This is a genomic window from Enterococcus sp. DIV1420a (genome assembly GCF_051712165.1).
GTDB lineage: Bacteria > Bacillota > Bacilli > Lactobacillales > Enterococcaceae > Enterococcus > Enterococcus faecalis.
Map to the genome: position 1 here is coordinate 1846012 of NZ_JBIOOI010000001.1, position 18019 is coordinate 1864030.

Below are 18019 nucleotides of genomic sequence, written 5' to 3' on the forward strand. Positions count from 1 at the left end.
TAATGATTAAATCGTAAAGGAGCAAATAACATGAAATATCAATTTCCAGAAAATTTTTGGTGGGGTTCTGCAGCCAGCGGTCCTCAAACAGAAGGCGTTTTTGAAGGTGATGGTAAAGGTCAAAATATTTGGGATTTTTGGTATCAAGAAGCGCCAGAAAAATTTTTTCAACAAGTCGGTCCAGATAAGACCTCACAATTTTATAAAAAATACCAAGAAGATATTCAGTTAATGAAAGAAACGGGACATAACTCTTTTCGAACATCCATTCAATGGAGCCGTTTAATTCCAGATCCTACAACAGGAAAAGTCAATCAAACAGCAGTTGATTTTTATAATCAAGTCATTGATGATTTATTAGAACACGGGATTGAGCCCTTTATGAACTTGTATCATTTTGATATGCCGATGGTACTTCAAGAAAAAGGCGGTTGGGAAAGCCGTGAAGTGGTTGATTTGTATGTTGACTTTGCCAAAACCTGTTTTGAATTGTTTGGCGATCGCGTGAAAAAATGGTTTACGCACAATGAACCAATTGTACCAGTTGAAGGTGGTTATCTCTATGGCTGGCATTATCCTGATAAAGTGAATCTAAAAGAAGGGATTCAAGTACTCTATCATGAAGCTTTAGCTAGTGCCAAAGCGATTGCCGTCTATCACTCTATGAACTTATCAGGTGAAATTGGCATTATTTTAAACTTAACGCCGACTTATCCTCGTGATGAGCACAACGAAGCCGATGTAAATGCGGCTAAATTTGTCGATGGTTTCTTTAACCGTTCGTTTTTAGACCCGGCTGTTAAAGGTCATTTTCCAGAAGATATGGTTGCTTGGGCGAAAGCAAATGACTTATTGCCAGAAACAACGCCAGAAGATTTAGCAATAATTGCTGAAAATACTGTGGACTTATTAGGAGTAAACTACTATCAACCACGTCGTGCCAAAGCAAAAGAAACACCTGTTGAAACACGACCAGAAGGCTTACTTCCAGAAGATTTTTATGATGTCTACGATATGCCTGGCAAAAAAATGAATCCTTACCGTGGCTGGGAAATCTACGAAAAAGGTATTTATGATACATTAATGAATTTAAAAGAAAATTATGGCAACATTCGCTGCTACATTTCAGAAAATGGCATGGGCGTAGAAGGAGAAGAACGCTTTGTCAATGAACAAGGAGTCATTGAAGATGATTATCGGATTGAATTCGTGCAGGATCACTTGAAATGGGTGCATCAAGCGATTCAAGAAGGTAGTAATGTTCAAGGATATCATATGTGGACGTGTATGGATAACTGGTCTTGGCTTAATGCCTATAAAAATCGTTACGGCTTCATTGCTGTGGATTTAGATGATGATGCGAAACGGACCATTAAGAAAAGCGGTCGTTGGTTCAAAGAAATGACAGCAAATAACGGCTTTTAGAAAGAGAACCGTTTCTGTGATAAAATGAATTGATACAATGTGCGAGGAGGAAAGAAAATGACAACTAAAAGAGTCAAAAAAATGGGCAAAGAAGAAATGAAAGAGATGTTTGATCTTGTCATCTATGCTTTTAATCAGGAACCCACGGTGGAACGCCAAGAACGTTTTGAAAAATTGTTGTCACATACGCAAAGCTATGGCTTCCTAATTGATGAGCAATTAACAAGTCAAGTGATGGCGACACCTTTTCAAGTGAATTTCCATGGTGTCCGCTATCCCATGGCTGGAATTGGCTATGTGGCTTCTTATCCAGAATATCGTGGTGAAGGCGGCATCTCTGCTATTATGAAAGAAATGTTGGCTGATTTAGCGAAACAAAAGGTTGCCCTTTCTTACTTAGCACCGTTTTCATATCCATTTTATCGTCAATATGGCTATGAACAAACATTTGAACAAGCAGAGTATACAATTAAAACGGAAGATTGGCCACGTGTTAAACGAGTTCCAGGTACCATTAAACGAGTTTCTTGGGCTGACGGTAAAGAAGTCATTAAAGACGTATACCTTGAAAATCAAAGAGCGCACTCTGGTGGTGTGATCCGTGAAACTTGGTGGCTGGATTATACGCTGAATCGTGCAAGTAAACCAAATAATCAAGCGATTTATTATTCGTCAGAAGGGAAAGCAGAAGGCTATGTGATTTATCGGATAGCTGCTGGCACCTTTGAAATCGTAGAATGGAACTATTTAACTAATACAGCTTTTAAAGCTTTAGCTGGGTTTATTGGCTCACATAGTGGTTCCGTTCAATCGTTCCATTGGATTAATGGTTTTGCTGGAAAAGATTTAAATGATTTAATGCCAACGCCAGCAGCTTCTGTAAAAATTTTACCTTACATGATGGCACGAATCGTTGAGTTACAAACATTTCTGGAAAAGTATCCATTTCAATCAGGAGAAAAAGAAACGTATTCTTTAGAGATTGAAGATTCCTATGGGCCATGGAATGAAGGCATTTGGACAATCACAATTGACGAACAAGGAAAAGCAACAGTGACTAAAGGTGCTGCGGAAAAAGAAGGGACTGCTGCTTTGAAAGCAGATATCCAAACGTGGACGCAACTATTCTTGGGCTATCGTTCAGCAGAGACGTTATCTTTTTATGAACGCTTGCAAGGAGACGCAACGACAGTTCAACGTTTAGGCCAACGTTTAGTCAAAGGCATGCCAATTTTAGAAGATTATTTTTAAAAGTGTGTTTATTCGCAAAAAATGACAGAACCTACTATAATAAAAATGTAAAAAGAATTATTTTAGAAAGGTGATGGGGACAATGGCGAAAACGAAACAAGAAAAAGTTGCACGCAATAATAAAATTGGGCAATATATAGCTATTGCGACAGGACTTTATTATTTAGGAAAAATGATTCTTGATCGGCGGCAAAAAAAATAATAGATAAACGAACGACGTGTTTCACTGAAAGAAAGTATCTCGCATAATTGTTTATGCGGGATACTTTCTTTTTGTCTATTGACAGATGTAGTGAAGACTTCTAAAATTAAAACAGATTGTTCTCGTAGCTCAGTAGGATAGAGCAACCGCCTCCTAAGCGGTAGGTCGCTGGTTCAATTCCAGTCGGGAACGTAAAAAACACCTTTCAAATGTTGATTTGATAGGTGTTTTGTTTTATTTGTGCCAAAAATTTTAGAATTCTATTTTTCTTTACAAAACAGAATTGCTATATTATAGTGATTTCGAACACAGAAAAACACAGTAAAATGCTGAATAACCTTAGTTGGGAACGTAAAAAGGCAAGTAAATTTAAGGGGGAAGACAGATGGCGATTACTATAAATATTTATTATAGTGGGACAAATGGAGGTGCAAGAGAATTTGCCAAAGAAATGATTGCCAGCGGAATTGTAGAGGCGATTCGTGCAGAAAAAGGGAATAGTCGCTATGAATACTTTTTTCCAATGGACGATGAAGAAACAGTTCTGCTGATTGATAGTTGGACAGATCAGGAAGCATTAGACAAACACCACGCTTCTCCAATGATGACCCGTATTACGGAACTTAGAGAAAAATATGATTTGCATATGAAAGTAGAAAGATATGTATCAGATGTAACAGACCCCTTGACAAAAGATGCCGCGTTTATAAGAAAATAACCAGAGTGCAATCATTGATCTTAAAATTTAGTGCTAGGAACATCAGCCGTTTCGACTGATGTTCCTAGCACTTTTTATCTTGTAAGGATGAATCATTTGTTACACACGTTAAATTAAAGAAGGACCATTTGTTCTTCAGTCACAGCCGGTTCGGTTAAAATTTTGGCTTGGGCAGCTGCGAGTTTCGCAATAGGTACCCGATAAGGTGAGCAAGAGATGTAGTTTAGGCCAAGTGTTTGGAAAAACGTGATGGATTGCGGATCACCACCGACTTCTCCACATACGCCAATACTCATGTTTGGTTTAGTACGACGCGCTTTCTCTACAGCTAATTGAATCAGTTGACCAACACCTGTTTGATCTAGTGATTGAAACGGATCTTGGGTAATGATTTTCTTTTCCCGATACGTATTAATGAATTTACCGATATCATCACGAGAAAAACCATAGGTCATTTGTGTTAAATCATTTGTTCCAAAGCTGAAAAAGTCTGCTTCTTCTGCTAACTGATCCGCAATCAGACAAGCTCTAGGTAGTTCAATCATTGTCCCGATTTCGTAAGGGAAAGGAGTCATTTTATGTTCTTCAAAGAGACCGTCAATCGTTTCTTTTAAAATGCGTTTGAGATAGAGAAGTTCTTCTTTTTCGGCGATTAGAGGAATCATCACTTCTGGATAAACAGTAATTCCTTCTTTGACTAATCGAATGGCACTAGTAAATAAGGCTGTAACTTGCATTTTGTATATTTGTGGTTGGGTCACACCTAAGCGACAACCACGATGGCCCAACATTGGATTGGTTTCTTGTAACCGTTCAATTTGTTTGGCGATGGTCACTGGGAACCGTTGTAGTTGCTTCGCCAATAATTGAATATCATTCTTTTCATGAGGCAAAAACTCATGCATCGGCGGATCTAACAAGCGGACCACCATGGGCTTGTCTTGAACTACTTTCAGCATTTGATAAAAGTCTTCCTGTTGAAAATGAAGAAGTTGCTCCAACGCATAGGTTGCTTCCTTTTCAGACTCTGCTAAAATCAGGCGACGCATTTCCAAGACACGCTCTTCACCGAAAAACATATGCTCTGTTCGCGCTAAACCAATCCCCGCTGCGCCAAAACGGATAGCAGTCTCTAAATCTTGTGTAGTTTCTGCATTGGCACGAACAGTTAAATCAGCATATGCATCTGCCCAAGACAAGAGCTCTTGAAGGTCATCGTTATTATCAGCAGAAATTGTAGGAATTTCGCCAAGATAAATTTCCCCCGTTGAGCCATCGACGGAAATGATTGTTCCTTCTAAGATGACCTGTGGCCCGCAGTGTAGTTGTTTGGCTTCTTCATTGACGGTTAAACTTTCACAACCAGTCACACAGCAAGTTCCCATTCCTCGTGCGACCACAGCGGCATGAGAAGTCATTCCGCCACGACTGGTCACAATTGCTTCGCTTACAACCATGCCTTCAATATCTTCTGGTGAAGTTTCTTGACGAACAAGAATGACTTTCTTTCCTAGATTGGTCAGTTCTTTGGCTTTTTCTGCTGTAAAAACAATTTGGCCACTTGCTGCACCAGGACTAGCAGGAAGTCCCATAGCTAAACGTTCCATGTGTTGTCGTTTCTCTTGATCAAACACGGGATGAATTAATTGATCAATCGTATCAGGTGTCACACGCAACAGTGCTTCTTGTTTAGTAATGCGATTTTCTTTGGCTAAGTCTAAAGCAATTTTAACCGTAGCTGCGGCGGTTCGTTTCCCGTTTCTTGTTTGTAAAATATATAATTTTTCATTTTCAATGGTAAATTCAATATCTTGCATGTCACGATAATGATATTCTAAAAGTTCTGCGTAATGGCGAAAATCTTGATAAACTTTTGGCATAGTCAAAAGTAAACGACGAATGGGTTCTGGCGTCCGAATACCAGCCACTACATCTTCTCCTTGCGCGTTCAAAAGAAACTCTCCAAACAGTTGATTTTCCCCTGTGACCGGATTTCTAGTGAAAACAACGCCAGTGCCACTGTCTAGTCCACGATTGCCGAAAACCATTTCTTGAATGTTGACAGCTGTACCTAAATCATGTGCAATATGATGTAAGTTCCGATAAACCACCGCACGTTGATTATTCCATGAATCAAAAACAGCTTTGATTGCTTCAAAAAGTTGTGCGACAGGGTCTTGCGGGAAGACCACCTGATGTTGTTCAAAAACTTCTTGGTAGCGGACAATCAAGGCGAAATGATCTGCTTCTTGAAAAGCGGTAATTTTTTTGTTTAGCTCTTGTTCCAAGCGCTCTTTTTGTTGGTCAAATAATTCTTTGGGAATGTGATAGACGACGTCTCCAAACATTTGAATAAGTCGGCGATAACAGTCAAAAGCAAAACCAGGAGAGGTTAAGGTCGCAAATTTTTTCACACGTTGATCATTTAAACCCAAATTTAAAATAGTATCCATCATACCAGGCATCGAGAAGGCAGCACCACTGCGAACAGAAACTAAGAGAATCTCATTATCCGCGGTAAAAGATTTGCCTGTTTCAGTTTCTAGATTTTTAACCGCTTTCAAAATTTCTGATTGTAAGTGTTCTTCAAAGAAAGTAGCATCTGCCAAATAGTCCATACAGCAACGGGTTGTAATCGTGAATCCTTGTGGAATCGGCAAACCTAAGCGTGTCATTTCTGCCAAGTTTGCCCCTTTACCACCAAGAGTCTCTTTACCTTCATTGTGTGTTTCGTTAAAAGAATAAATAAACTTTTTCATGCGTGACCTCCGTTTAATATGTGTCTTATATGTTCAATAAACATCATAATAGACGGAAATAAGTTTGTCAATAGAAAAAGTTTCTTGTTAATATGTTGAAAAAACAATAAATATGTGTATAATTGTAAGCGAATGCACAATTTGTTTAAGAGGAATTGAGGAGGAAATGATGAAATTAAGTAAACGACAAGAGCAAATTATCGCTGTTGTAAAAGAGCATCAGCCAGTTAGTGGTGAACGCATTTCGGACATACTAGCCGTTTCACGTGCGACATTGCGTTCTGATTTGTCTTTTTTAACACTTTCAGGAATTTTAAAAGCAAGTCCGAAAGTTGGGTATACTTACGAAAGTGATAATATGGAGGCTTTTTTCTTTTTTGATGTTTTTCAAACAAAAGTTCAGGAGATCATGAGTCCACCATTGATGGTTGCCCAAGACACCTCAATTCGAGATGCGATTACCAACTTATTTATGTATGATGTCGGTTCTCTTTATGTCATGGATGAAGCAAAAGAATTATTAGGGGTTTTGTCACGAAAAGATTTATTACGGGCCTCTTTAAATACAAATATTGATGGCACACCTGTTGCTGTTTGTATGACAAGAGTGCCACATGTGAAAACCTGCACACCAGAATTTACTATTCTTGAAGCTGCTGACACTTTGCAAAAATACGAAGTGGATTCTTTGCCAGTCGTTGAAAAAGAAAATCCTAAAAAAGTTATTGGAAAAATTACGAAAACGAAAATTTTAACCTATATTACGCAACAAGCGAAAGAAGCCGCACAAAATAGATAAGGGAGCTTAATTATGAAAAAAGAGATCATTGTTTATACTATTTCCGATTCACTTGGAGAAACATCACAAAAATTGTTAGCTGCAGCAAGCGCACAATATCCAGATATTTCTTTTCTTAATCGATACAATTTTTCTTTTGTCACAACAGAAGAAGAATTATTGGAGATTTTAAAAGATGCCTTAAAAGATAAAGCCTTAGTTGTCAGTACATTAGTCAGTAAACAACTAATCACAGCGGCGAAAGAATTTAGTGAACGAACAGGGTTGTTATATTTAGATTTAATGGCGCCATTTTTTGAATTAATTCAAGCGAAAGCTGGAGTAGATCCTATTGAAGAGCCTGGACGACGCCACCAACTAGATCGTGCCTATTTTGATAAAATCTCAGCGATTGAATTTGCTGTAAAATATGATGATGGCAAAAATCCTCAAGGGTTTCTTGATTCTGATATATTGTTGTTAGGCGTTTCGCGGACCTCAAAAACGCCAGTCAGTATGTATTTAGCGAATCAAGGCTACCGCGTTTCTAACTTACCATTAATTCCAGAAGTTCCATTGCCGCCAATTTTGGAAGAAATGGATCCACAAAAAATGATTGGTTTAGTTTGTTCGCCAGAAACATTAGGTCAGATTCGTAGTAGTCGGTTGGCTTCCTTAGGTTTAGGTAATGAGACCAGTTATACCAATGTTGAACGGATTGAACAAGAATTAGCTTATGCTGAAGAAATTTTTGCGAAGTATGGCATCCCAGTGATTGATGTAACCGCAAAATCTGTCGAAGAAACAGCCTTTTTAATTAAAGAAAAACTAGATGAAAGAAATTAAAAAGCTTGGCAACCTCACTAAATTTCAGTGAAGTTGCCAAGCTTTTTATACTTAATTGGGATTCTTTTTGTTAGTCAATATTTTTTTGATCGACAATGAGTAAAGCAATCATCACGTAGACAATCCAGCTACTTTTAGAATAAAGTGTATAGCGTGGTTGCCATTTGCTAGCAAATTTTTCCTTGTATTCGCGTAATCCTTGGAAGGAGTAGATTTCTGAACCAAATTCATAAATTAACGCAGCAATCCGTTCTTGAATAAAACTTTTTCTTGATTGACCAACGTTGGCTAACGGAGCCATCCCTAAATTGAAATAATGAATATTTTCTGTTTTCATATATTCAAATAAATGAATAAATAGGAAATCCATACTTCCAGAAGGGGCTTTTTCTTTATGGTGACGCATCAAGTCGATGGTACCAACTTCATTTGTGTAACTAGGAATGATATTAGCGAAAGAGACCATTTCTCCTTCAGCATTTCGGACAACAGCAATTGGGTTTCTTTGAAGATACGCTTCATCGAAAAATCCTAGTGAAAAGCCTTTTTCTTTTCGATTGTCTAACCAACTATCCGAAATAGCTTTTAATTCGTGCATTTGTTCGGCACTAAAAGGAGGTTGGAGTACGTCAAATGAATAGCCGGCTTTGGTAATTTTATTAAACACTGCGCGGGTACCTTTGAATTTTTTCCCAGACATCGTAAATGTTTCTAGATTAACTAAGGCTTCTTCGCCCATTTTGATAAATTCGTAGCCGTATTCGTGTAGTAACATCACGCTGTCCTCATTGGTTTCGTAAAAGACGGGTACATAGCCGAAACGATCTGTTTCTTTAAGAAATGCATCAATCGCCGCAGGAAAATCTTCTTTATTCCCAGAAGGGTTGCCCATCACAACGCATTTATTATTAATGGTGTTGAATTGTAAAAAGACAGTCGGTTCTTCTTTGGGATATAAGAAAACCTGTTTATCATGAAGAAAGACAAGTTCACTGTCAATATTCCCGCCATAAGTTGTTAAGATATTATGCAAGATACTATCTTCTGGAAACTCACCAACTTGGTGTTTTTTCCCTTGAAGGTAGCGAACAAATAGAAAGTTAAAACTCATAACTAAGAGGATAGCGATAAATCCTGACAACCAGATCCGTTCGGAAGGGAACAAGAAAAATTCCACAAAATGATGACGATGGTGTGGGAAGTTCGGTAAATTATAAACACCAATTACCAGGTATAACAAAGTCAACAAGCCAAAGATAAACCCATCAATCGTCATCCACTCCCAAGAGTAAACCAGTTGTTCACGGTACAATTCTGATTTTGAAAAAATAACGATAAATAATAAAATAGCTAAATAGAAAATGGAAAACATACTAAAGTCAACAACAAATGAATACAAGATAGCACCAATTAATAAAATAATCGTTGGATAATAGGCTCTTTTAACACGATCAGCAATCCCACGTCCCATAATTAATAATGCAAAGCCTAAAACAATACTCGGAATTTGAATAATAATATGTGAACGGAAGGGGTTAATATCTCTTAACCAATGCACTTGAGTGAAGGCTTCTGGAATAGTGGCTAGGAGCACCATCATGATTCCTGAAAAATAAAGTAAAACCACTTCCAGCTTGTGGGCAATTTCCAAAGTAATTTGTTTCAGCAATTGACGATAGTGAGTATCCAACTTTTGGCTTAAGTGTTTTGTAAAGAACAAACAGCCAATTAAGAAAGGGATAATATAATAGAATAAACGATAGAGCAATAACCACAAAACAATAATTTCACGATCGACACCTAAGTTGCTTAGTCCTAAAATCATCATGACATCAAAACTACCTAAAGCCCCTGGAATCATCGAAGCAATCCCAATAATCGAAGCTGCTACATATAAAGGAACAATATCAATTAAAGGAATCGGCACGTCCAATAAGTAACCAATACTAATAAAGGTAATTAAAACACCTGTCCATTCTAAAAACGAAGAAACAACTAAAGATAAGCGATTTTTTGCATCGAGGTTACCAAAGGAACTATTTTTTTGGAAATGTAAAATAAGATAAAGTAATGGGAAATAAAGACCACCACCTAATAACCAAATCCAATATTGCTGTAAATAAGCCATCTTTGGATCAAACTGAACAAGGAAAAAGCAAAGAATACTATAAATAGATAGACCGGATAACACAAAAAGTAAAATATGGGTTAACGCAGGTAAAATTTTCTTTTCCTCTGTTTTATTTCCATAAAATTCAGAACGAAGTCCCATGCTGACCAAACCACCGAATCCACCAATATTATTGATGGTATTGACAATCCAGCTAGATTCAAGGAGTTCCCGTTTTGAGACTTTCAAGTTTAAAATGCGATTTAATGTTAAGTCATAATTTAGCATCGGAGTAACGGAAACTAAACCGATAACCATCATCAATAACAATTTCCATAGCGGAATCTCATCAAAAATCTGTTTTAACTGTTCAAATGAGATCGTTTTACCAATTGATAAAAGTTGGGCAACAACAATAATTGAGACCGCAATAACAAACAGTGTTTTTAGTAATCCTGTATGCGTTTTGATCCAATGAATAATTTGTTTCATTTAGACACCTTCATTTCCTTTAAGAATTTTTCGATTGTTTTATTAAAAATATCTGGTGAGTTTTTGGCAAATAAATGACCCTGTTTATTTACCAAGACCAATTTACCATCAGGAATGGCATCAGCAATCGCCCGTGAATGGGAAAGCGCAATTAAATCTCGACTGCCAGTAATAACAAGAGTAGGACAGGGGATGTGTTCTAAATCTTGTTTTGTCAGTCCAGTATCTTCAAATAACAGAGCCACGATAGGGAGCCGTGCGCGCAATTTTTTTGAAAAAAAGGCGCCAATACGACAAAACCAATATTGAAAATAAGTGGCAATCGTTACATATTTTTTCAGACCAGACATGGTGACATTTCCAGAATTTAAGACGAGTTTGTTGACGAAATCAGGATATAAATGGGTAAAAACCATGGCAATATTTGCTCCGTCACTAAAGCCCAATAAATTAATTTTTGTTAAGTGTTCTTGTTGAATAATACCAGCTAAATCTTCTGCCAAAAGCGGAAAAGTTAATTGACTTTGTGTATTGGTGGAACGTCCATGTCCGCGGGTATCCACCGCAATAACTTGATACTCCTTGGAGAAATAAGAAATTTGATAATTAAAAAAAGTATGATCATTGCCATTACCATGAAGTAACACAAGGGGGTAATTTGTTTCTTTGCCAAAAATTTGATAAAAAATTTGACTGCCATCTATTGTTTGAAAATATTTTTCTATTGCCATTCTCCGTCACCTATCTCATCTATAATCAATCGAGTCCTCTCTCATTATAGAGTCTTTTGTCTTTTTTTTGTAATAAAAAACAGAAAATTTTCCGAACAGTTTTGTAAGGTGTTGTAATATAGTGTGATATAGTAGAAGATAGCCACCTAAAAATTAGGCTAGAGGAGGGGAAGTTGATGTCTTTAATCGTTTTAATTGGTGCCCAAGCTGTCGGGAAAATGACCGTTGGCAAGGCTTTAGAAAAGCAGTTAGATGCTAAATTACTATTTAATCATCAAACCATTGACTTATTTGCAAACTATCTTGGGTATACGGAACGTGCATTTCAATTGTCTGATTCCGTTAGAAAGGAACTTTTTCATGCCTTTGTAGAAAATCCAGCCACAAATACAACAAAAAACATTATTTTTACAGTGGTGATTGCTTTTGATCAAGAACAGGATTTTCAATTTTTAGAAGAAATATCAGAAATTTTTCTTAATAAACATGAGGCCGTTTATTTCGTCGAACTCGTCTCTTCAACATCAATCCGCCTAGAACGAAATGTTCATCCAGAGCGGCTAGAGGCAAAACCTTCAAAACGCGATGTTGATTTTTCTCGAAAAGAATTACTCAATACCTTTAAAGAACATCGATTAGTAAGCCACGAAGGTGAACTAGAAAGTACATTTCCAAATGTAAAAATAACGAAAATAAATAATTCAAACATGACACCAGAAGAAGTAGCAACGAAGATAATTGCTACTTTTGGTTTGACATAATGTGAAAGGAACATCGGAATCAATGAAAAAGTTTTTTAAATATCTCGGTAGCTTGATGGTCCTTCTTCTAAGCATAGCTTTAATTTTGATAGGATATTTAACCTTCCGAGAGTTTCGACCACGAGCGGTTGAACCAGTTGCTATAAATAAACAATTTTCAGAGCAAACCATCGAAAAACAGCAATCCATTTCTTTAGTCACGTATAACATAGGCTATGCTGGCCTAGGACAAACAGAAGATTTTTTTATGGACGGTGGCAAAACTGTCCAACCAGTTAATAAGGCAATGGTCCAACAGAATTTAACAGGCATTGAAGGAACTTTAAAAGAATTACCAGCGATGATTTACTTATTCCAAGAAGTCGATCGTCGCTCGCAACGTTCTTATGAAGTCAATCAAGAGGAAGAATTACAAAAACAGCTACAGCTGAACAGCGCATTTGCTTATAATTTTAAGGTAGATTATGTGCCCATTCCTTGGCCGCCGATTGGACGAGTAGAAAGTGGTTTATTAACATTATCAAATGAAAAAATAACAGAGGCTAAACGCATTGCTTTACCCAATCCCTTTCGTTGGCCCGTTAGCATTAGTAACTTAAAACGAGCGCTTCTAGAAACGCGCTTTCCAATTAAAGGCACAGACAAAGAATTAGTGGTTTTTAACTTACATTTGGAAGCCTATGACAATGGGGAAGGGAAGATTGCTCAAAGCAAAAAGTTAGCTGACGTATTATCCCAAGAATACGCTAAAGGAAACTATGTAATTGCTGGAGGTGACTTTAATCAAGTTTTCAAAGGCAGTCATCGATATCCTGACTTAGGGGAAGCTGGTTGGGTACCAGGAGAAATTGATCCTGCAGACTTACCTAAACATTTTTCACTTGCTTATGATGATCAACAACCGACCGTGCGGGTGCTTAATAAGCCTTACACTGGCTCTTATGAAACATCCCAAGTGTATGTAATTGATGGTTTTATTGTTTCTGATAATGTGGCTGTTTATAGCGTGAAAACAAAGGACGAACAATTTAAATATACAGATCACCAACCTGTGAAGATGGAAGTTGGGTTGAAATAAAAAAAGTACAAACGGTGCTTGTTGCTTGCACCGTTTGTACTTTTTATTTTACAGATAGCCTTTAGTAATAGAATGAGTGGAATTTAGCATATTTGCTGGGGTTCCTGTAAAAAGAAGCTGTCCGCCATTTTCTCCACCTTCGGGACCTAGTTCAATCAACCAGTCGGCACTTTTAATCACATCAATGTGATGTTCTAATAAAATCAAGCTGTTTCCTTCTTCTACCATTCGATTGAAAAGTTGAAGACTTTGTTGGATATCAATTAAGTGTAAACCATCTGTAGGTTCATCCATTAAATAGATAGCTTTTTTTTGGTGAAGTGTGTCTGCTAATTTTACCCTTTGCAATTCGCCACCAGATAATGTTGAGAGCGATTGATTGAGTTTAAGGTAGCCTAAGCCAACTTCCAGTAAATTTTTTAATGAAAGAGCAAAAGGCTGGTCTTTGAAAAAATCATAGCCATCTTTAACGCTTAAAGCTAGTACTTCAACGATATTTTTTCCGTTATACAGATAATGAAGCACCTCTTCTTTGTAACGCGTTCCGTGACAGGTTTCGCAAATACTAGTAACATCCTCCATAAAAGACATATCGGAGACAATTATGCCTTTCCCCTTGCAAGTAGGACAGGCGCCTTTGGAATTATAGCTAAATAAAGCTGGACTAACATGATTTTCTTCCGCAAACAGTTTGCGGACCTTATCAAAAATATTAAGATAGGTCATAGGTGTGGATCGTAAATTTGCGGTAATGCTTTTTTGTGAAAGATGAATAATTTCTTGGTTATCAGCCTGGGCTTTTTGATAAATTTCTTCCGCTAATGATGATTTACCTGAACCAGCGACCCCACAAATAACAGTCAAAACTCCTAACGGAACTTCGACAGATAGATTGTTTAAATTATGCAGTGTCGCATGTTCGATTGATAAAGACTTCCTTGCTTTTCTTGGTTGGTCGTTTAAAGGGAGCGGCTCTTGAAGCGCTTGACTAGTCAAGGTTTTGGAGACTAAAAATGCGTCATACGTTCCTGAAAACTGGACATGGCCACCATTTTCGCCTGCGAAAGGTCCGATATCGATGATAAAATCAGCTTCTCTAATTAATTGTGGATTGTGTTCCACCAGAACCACGGTGTTTCCTTTATTTTTTAAATTGAGCAATGCACGACTGATCCGTTCGATGTCCTTTGGATGTAAGCCAGCACTTGGTTCATCTAAAATATACATAATATCGTTTAAGGCGCTGTTTACATACTTAGCAATTTTAATCCGCTGTGCTTCACCACCAGAAAGTGTTTCAGTTGCTCGTCCTAATGTGAGGTAGGAGAGACCGATATTAATTAATGCTTCTAGACGTACAAGTAGCTCTTCTTGAATAGTTTTTATTAAGGATAGGTCCATTGAACGAATAAAAGAATGTAATTCAGTGAGTGGCATGTCAACAGCATCAGCAATACTTTTCTGATTAATTTTGCAGCTACGAACACGTTCATTGACTCTACTTCCTAAACAATCAGGACATCTTTTTACGGTAACAAAGTGATTAAGGTATTTTTGATGACGTTTGCCTTCGTCTGTATGCAATATGCTACGTTGCATGCGCGGGACGATTCCTTCATACAAAGCTGTATGAGGCCACTCTTTGGGTGGATTAGCTAGTTTTTGTTGTGGAGCATATAAAAATAATGCTAACTCTTCAGGGGAATAGTCCTTGATTTTTTTATCCAAATCAAATAGACCACTATGGGCATAACGCTTCCACCGCCAGTTGCCAACTGTAAATGTGGGGAAATCGATAGGCCCTTCGTTTAATGATTTGTCATAATCAACTAGCTGATGAAGATTGATTTCGGTAATCTTTCCTAAGCCATCGCATGTTGGACATTTTCCATCCGGATGATTAAACGAAAAAGTATCTGAATAACCAACAAATGGAGAACCTGCTCGTGAAAACAGCAAACGTAAAAACGTATAAATATCTGTGTACGTTCCCACTGTCGAACGAGAATTACCTGCTACTTTTTTCTGGTCAATGACAATTGCAACAGGAAGATTCTCGATTTTTTCAACTTCTGGACGACCATATTTGGGTAAGTAATTTTGAACAAACGAACTAAATGTATCATTTAGTTCACGACGTGATTCAGCGGCTAATGTGTCAAATACTAAGGAGGACTTTCCTGAACCCGAAAGTCCAGTAACAACAGTTAGTTGCTTTTTAGGGATATTGACAGAGACATTCTTCAAATTATTTTGTGTTGCGTGCTTAATTTCAATCCATTCCATTAAAAAACCTCCGTTTCTATTCTATTTTAGCATATAAAAAGAACCTAGCCTAAAAGTTGAACATTGGAATTTTCAAGAGAACTTTACTTTTTAATCGCTTTCATTTATGCTATAAGTAATACAGATTTTTTATCTGTATTAATAGATAAAGGATGTGACTTATGAAGAAGTCGATTTTGTTCAAAAAGTTAGGGATTATTTTATTAATTAGCCAAACACTGGTAGGGGTACCAATGTTGGCACAAGAAAGTATACTAGAAACAACCGTTCAAACAGAGACGGAATCAGTAACAACAGAAACCAGTCAGACTGTAGCTAACTTGGAATCTGAAACTACTAGCCAAACGGTGATGCAGGAAAAAGAATCCTCTTCGGCAATCGCCGAAAGCAGTAGCGGAAATGTGGTTGCAGTAACTACTGAAACCACAAATGAGATACAAAATAGTGATACAGATAGAAAAGCTGTTTCTGAAGAGAATGTTTTTTCAGAAGCAGATTATAAACAAGCAACTGCACTGGAGTTAGCAACTTTAGTAAGAGAAAAAAAGGTGACGAGCGAAGAATTAGTAAAAATTGCGTTGGCCATCACTAAACGTGAAAATCCTACATTAAATGCGGTCATTACTTTACGAGAAGAAGCGGCTTTGACAGAAGCAAAAGCTTTACAAGATACAGGTCAACCATTTCTAGGTGTGCCGCTCTTACTAAAAGGGTTAGGACAATCCTTGAAAGGTGAAAGCAACACGAACGGTTTTGGTTTTCTCCGAGATCAAGTAGCTGGTGGGACATCGACCTTTGTCAAAGCACTACAAAATGCCGGATTCATAATCATTGGTCAAACGAATTATCCAGAATTAGGTTGGAAGAATATTTCAGATTCAAAGTTATATGGCGTTTCCGTCAATCCATGGAATCCTAACCATTATTCAGGTGGTTCTTCAGGCGGAGCGGGTGCTAGTGTCGCCGCGGCATTTGTTCCCATTGCTTCTGGAAGTGATGCTGGTGGCTCTATCCGCATCCCTGCTTCTTGGACAGGCACCGTAGGTTTGAAACCTTCTAGAGGAGTAATCATTGGCAATTCTAATAGTGCAAAAGGTCAAACTGTTCACTTTGGTTTAAGTCGAACCATGGCGGATACAAATGCATTATTTGAAACCTTATTAACCAAAAAAGATCTTCCTGCGGGACATTTAAGTCAAGCGCAACCCATTGCTTATACAACAGAATCTCCTGCCGGAACGCCTGTAAGTGCCGAAGCAAAAGAGGCGGTCGCTGAAGCTGTTGCTTTTTTAAAAGACCAAGGGTACACATTGGTTGAAGTGAAGCACCCTGTTGATGGGGAACGTCTAATGAAAAATTATTATACTGTAGCTGCTGGCTCAGCAGGAATTGCCGATTTTATGGCGCGGCAGAAATTGAAAAGACCGCTTGAACGAAATGATGTAGAACTGTTAACATGGGCGCTTTTTCAAACAGGAAAAAATATAACGAGTGAAGAGACAACTGCGGCTTGGACAGATATTGCTTTACAAGCACAAGCGATGGACGAATTTTATCAACAGTATCCTATCTTATTAACACCAACGACAGCTGCCACGGCACCTAGTATTGATAATCCGTTACTAAAACCAGAACATGCAGCACAGATGGAAAAAATTGATCAATTGTCACCAGCAGAACAAAAACAATTGATTTATGACCAATGGCTGACGGCGTTCACATATACACCGTTTACACAACAAGCAAATTTATTTGGACATCCAGCATTAAGTGTACCAACTTACGTTTCAAAAGAAGGACTGCCTTTGGGGATTCAATTTAATAGTGCATTAAATGAAGACCGAACATTGCTACAATTAGGTGCTTTATTTGAAAATAACCACAAGATAAATCAACCACATGTAGAAGAACCAGAAAAAGACAAAGAGCCAGATGCAAGTGGCGAACCAGAAAAAGACAAAGAGCCAGATGCAAGTGGCGAACCAGATAAAGGCAAAGAACCAGATACAAGTGGCGAACCAGATAAAGATAAAGAACCAGATATAAGTGGCGAACCAGAAAAAGACAAAGAACCAAATGCAAGTGGCGAACTGGATAAAGATAAAGAACCAAATGCAAGTGGCGAAGCAGAAAAAGACAAAGAGCCAGATGCAAGTGGCGAACCAGAAAAAGATAAAGACTCAGATGCAAGTGGCAAGCCAGATAAAGACAAAGAAACAAAAACAAGTGAAGAACCAATCGAAGGAAAAAACCAAAACCCAGACAAATCTGGAAAAACTACTAGTGAGTCATCCTTAGATAATTCGCTGAATTCATCAGCAAATCAGGGAACCAAATCAACAGAAAGTACGCATGCTTTTTCTAATAAAAGTATGATTGGGAAACAAGAACAGCTTCCCAAAAAAGTATTACCAAAAGCAGGTGCAGAAGTACCTAGTACTTTCTGGATTGTTTTAGGAGGAGCTTTCTTAGTAACGAGTGGAACGATTTATATAAGGAAAACTAGAAAACGATAACCAGTGAAGGCTAGCGACAATTTATCCCCAATTGTCTCCAGCCTTCTTTCTTTGGTCTACTAAAAC

12 protein-coding genes and 1 tRNA gene are annotated in these 18019 nt (G+C 37.7%); 9 read left to right on the plus strand and 4 right to left on the minus strand.

What is annotated here, in order from left to right; translation table 11 throughout:
* Window positions 1-30 precede the first annotated feature (30 nt).
* The 4 genes from IGI80_RS09270 to IGI80_RS09285 all read left to right on the plus strand — a co-directional run bounded on the left by IGI80_RS09270 (window position 31) and on the right by IGI80_RS09285 (window position 3596).
* Window positions 31-1425: a glycoside hydrolase family 1 protein gene (locus IGI80_RS09270; protein ID WP_002355921.1), complete on the plus strand. Its 1395-nt coding sequence runs from the start codon at window positions 31-33 to the stop codon at window positions 1423-1425.
* Between the two features lie 57 nt (window positions 1426-1482).
* Window positions 1483-2676, plus strand: a complete 1194-nt coding sequence (locus tag IGI80_RS09275) for a GNAT family N-acetyltransferase (RefSeq protein WP_033599029.1) — start codon at window positions 1483-1485, stop codon at window positions 2674-2676.
* A 320-nt stretch (window positions 2677-2996) separates the two neighbouring features.
* Window positions 2997-3070 (plus strand) — tRNA-Arg (locus IGI80_RS09280).
* A 193-nt stretch (window positions 3071-3263) separates the two neighbouring features.
* Complete coding sequence (locus IGI80_RS09285) at window positions 3264-3596, plus strand: putative quinol monooxygenase (protein ID WP_002355924.1); 333 nt, start codon at window positions 3264-3266, stop codon at window positions 3594-3596.
* Between the two features lie 113 nt (window positions 3597-3709).
* Here IGI80_RS09285 and ppdK read toward each other — a convergent pair whose 3' ends face one another.
* Window positions 3710-6355: a pyruvate, phosphate dikinase gene (gene ppdK / locus IGI80_RS09290; protein ID WP_438723266.1), complete on the minus strand. Its 2646-nt coding sequence runs from the start codon at window positions 6353-6355 to the stop codon at window positions 3710-3712.
* Between the two features lie 169 nt (window positions 6356-6524).
* Here ppdK and IGI80_RS09295 point away from each other — a divergent pair, with 169 nt between their 5' ends.
* Together IGI80_RS09295 and IGI80_RS09300 are read left to right on the plus strand one after the other, a co-directional pair.
* Complete coding sequence (locus tag IGI80_RS09295) at window positions 6525-7154, plus strand: helix-turn-helix transcriptional regulator (RefSeq protein WP_002355926.1); 630 nt, start codon at window positions 6525-6527, stop codon at window positions 7152-7154.
* A gap of 12 nt (window positions 7155-7166) precedes the next feature.
* On the plus strand, window positions 7167-7979 hold the full coding sequence (locus tag IGI80_RS09300) for a pyruvate, water dikinase regulatory protein (RefSeq protein ID WP_002355927.1): 813 nt from the start codon (window positions 7167-7169) through the stop codon (window positions 7977-7979).
* Between the two features lie 70 nt (window positions 7980-8049).
* On the opposite strand, the gene mprF is transcribed toward IGI80_RS09300, so the two are convergent.
* Both mprF and IGI80_RS09310 read right to left on the minus strand, forming a co-directional pair.
* A complete protein-coding gene (gene mprF, locus IGI80_RS09305; RefSeq protein ID WP_002358907.1) occupies window positions 8050-10581 on the minus strand; it encodes a bifunctional lysylphosphatidylglycerol flippase/synthetase MprF in 2532 nt (843 codons plus the stop codon).
* Window positions 10578-11312, minus strand: a complete 735-nt coding sequence (locus tag IGI80_RS09310; protein ID WP_002361424.1) for an alpha/beta fold hydrolase — start codon at window positions 11310-11312, stop codon at window positions 10578-10580. The genes mprF and IGI80_RS09310 overlap by 4 nt, the downstream gene beginning before the upstream one ends.
* A gap of 176 nt (window positions 11313-11488) precedes the next feature.
* Between IGI80_RS09310 and IGI80_RS09315 the strand changes: the two genes are divergently transcribed.
* Together IGI80_RS09315 and IGI80_RS09320 are read left to right on the plus strand one after the other, a co-directional pair.
* A complete protein-coding gene (locus tag IGI80_RS09315) occupies window positions 11489-12073 on the plus strand; it encodes a hypothetical protein (protein ID WP_010823532.1) in 585 nt (194 codons plus the stop codon).
* 22 nt (window positions 12074-12095) lie between these two features.
* Window positions 12096-13151, plus strand: a complete 1056-nt coding sequence (locus IGI80_RS09320; protein ID WP_438723268.1) for an endonuclease — start codon at window positions 12096-12098, stop codon at window positions 13149-13151.
* A 48-nt stretch (window positions 13152-13199) separates the two neighbouring features.
* Here the strand turns inward: IGI80_RS09320 and IGI80_RS09325 are convergent, their stop codons facing one another.
* Entirely contained in the window at window positions 13200-15437 is a 2238-nt protein-coding gene (locus IGI80_RS09325; protein WP_438723270.1) for an ATP-binding cassette domain-containing protein, read from the minus strand.
* Window positions 15438-15598: 161 nt separating this feature from the next.
* Between IGI80_RS09325 and IGI80_RS09330 the strand changes: the two genes are divergently transcribed.
* A complete protein-coding gene (locus IGI80_RS09330) occupies window positions 15599-17953 on the plus strand; it encodes an amidase family protein (protein ID WP_438723272.1) in 2355 nt (784 codons plus the stop codon).
* The last annotated feature ends 66 nt before the right edge of the window (window positions 17954-18019 follow it).

Coding starts and splice junctions, on each gene's coding strand:
- IGI80_RS09270 (WP_002355921.1), top strand. CDS start 31: ATGAAATATCAATTTCCAGAAAATTTTTGGTGGGGTTCTGCAGCCAGC.
- IGI80_RS09275 (WP_033599029.1), top strand. CDS start 1,483: ATGACAACTAAAAGAGTCAAAAAAATGGGCAAAGAAGAAATGAAAGAG.
- IGI80_RS09285 (WP_002355924.1), top strand. CDS start 3,264: ATGGCGATTACTATAAATATTTATTATAGTGGGACAAATGGAGGTGCA.
- ppdK (WP_438723266.1), bottom strand. CDS start 6,355: ATGAAAAAGTTTATTTATTCTTTTAACGAAACACACAATGAAGGTAAA.
- IGI80_RS09295 (WP_002355926.1), top strand. CDS start 6,525: ATGAAATTAAGTAAACGACAAGAGCAAATTATCGCTGTTGTAAAAGAG.
- IGI80_RS09300 (WP_002355927.1), top strand. CDS start 7,167: ATGAAAAAAGAGATCATTGTTTATACTATTTCCGATTCACTTGGAGAA.
- mprF (WP_002358907.1), bottom strand. CDS start 10,581: ATGAAACAAATTATTCATTGGATCAAAACGCATACAGGATTACTAAAA.
- IGI80_RS09310 (WP_002361424.1), bottom strand. CDS start 11,312: ATGGCAATAGAAAAATATTTTCAAACAATAGATGGCAGTCAAATTTTT.
- IGI80_RS09315 (WP_010823532.1), top strand. CDS start 11,489: ATGTCTTTAATCGTTTTAATTGGTGCCCAAGCTGTCGGGAAAATGACC.
- IGI80_RS09320 (WP_438723268.1), top strand. CDS start 12,096: ATGAAAAAGTTTTTTAAATATCTCGGTAGCTTGATGGTCCTTCTTCTA.
- IGI80_RS09325 (WP_438723270.1), bottom strand. CDS start 15,437: ATGGAATGGATTGAAATTAAGCACGCAACACAAAATAATTTGAAGAAT.
- IGI80_RS09330 (WP_438723272.1), top strand. CDS start 15,599: ATGAAGAAGTCGATTTTGTTCAAAAAGTTAGGGATTATTTTATTAATT.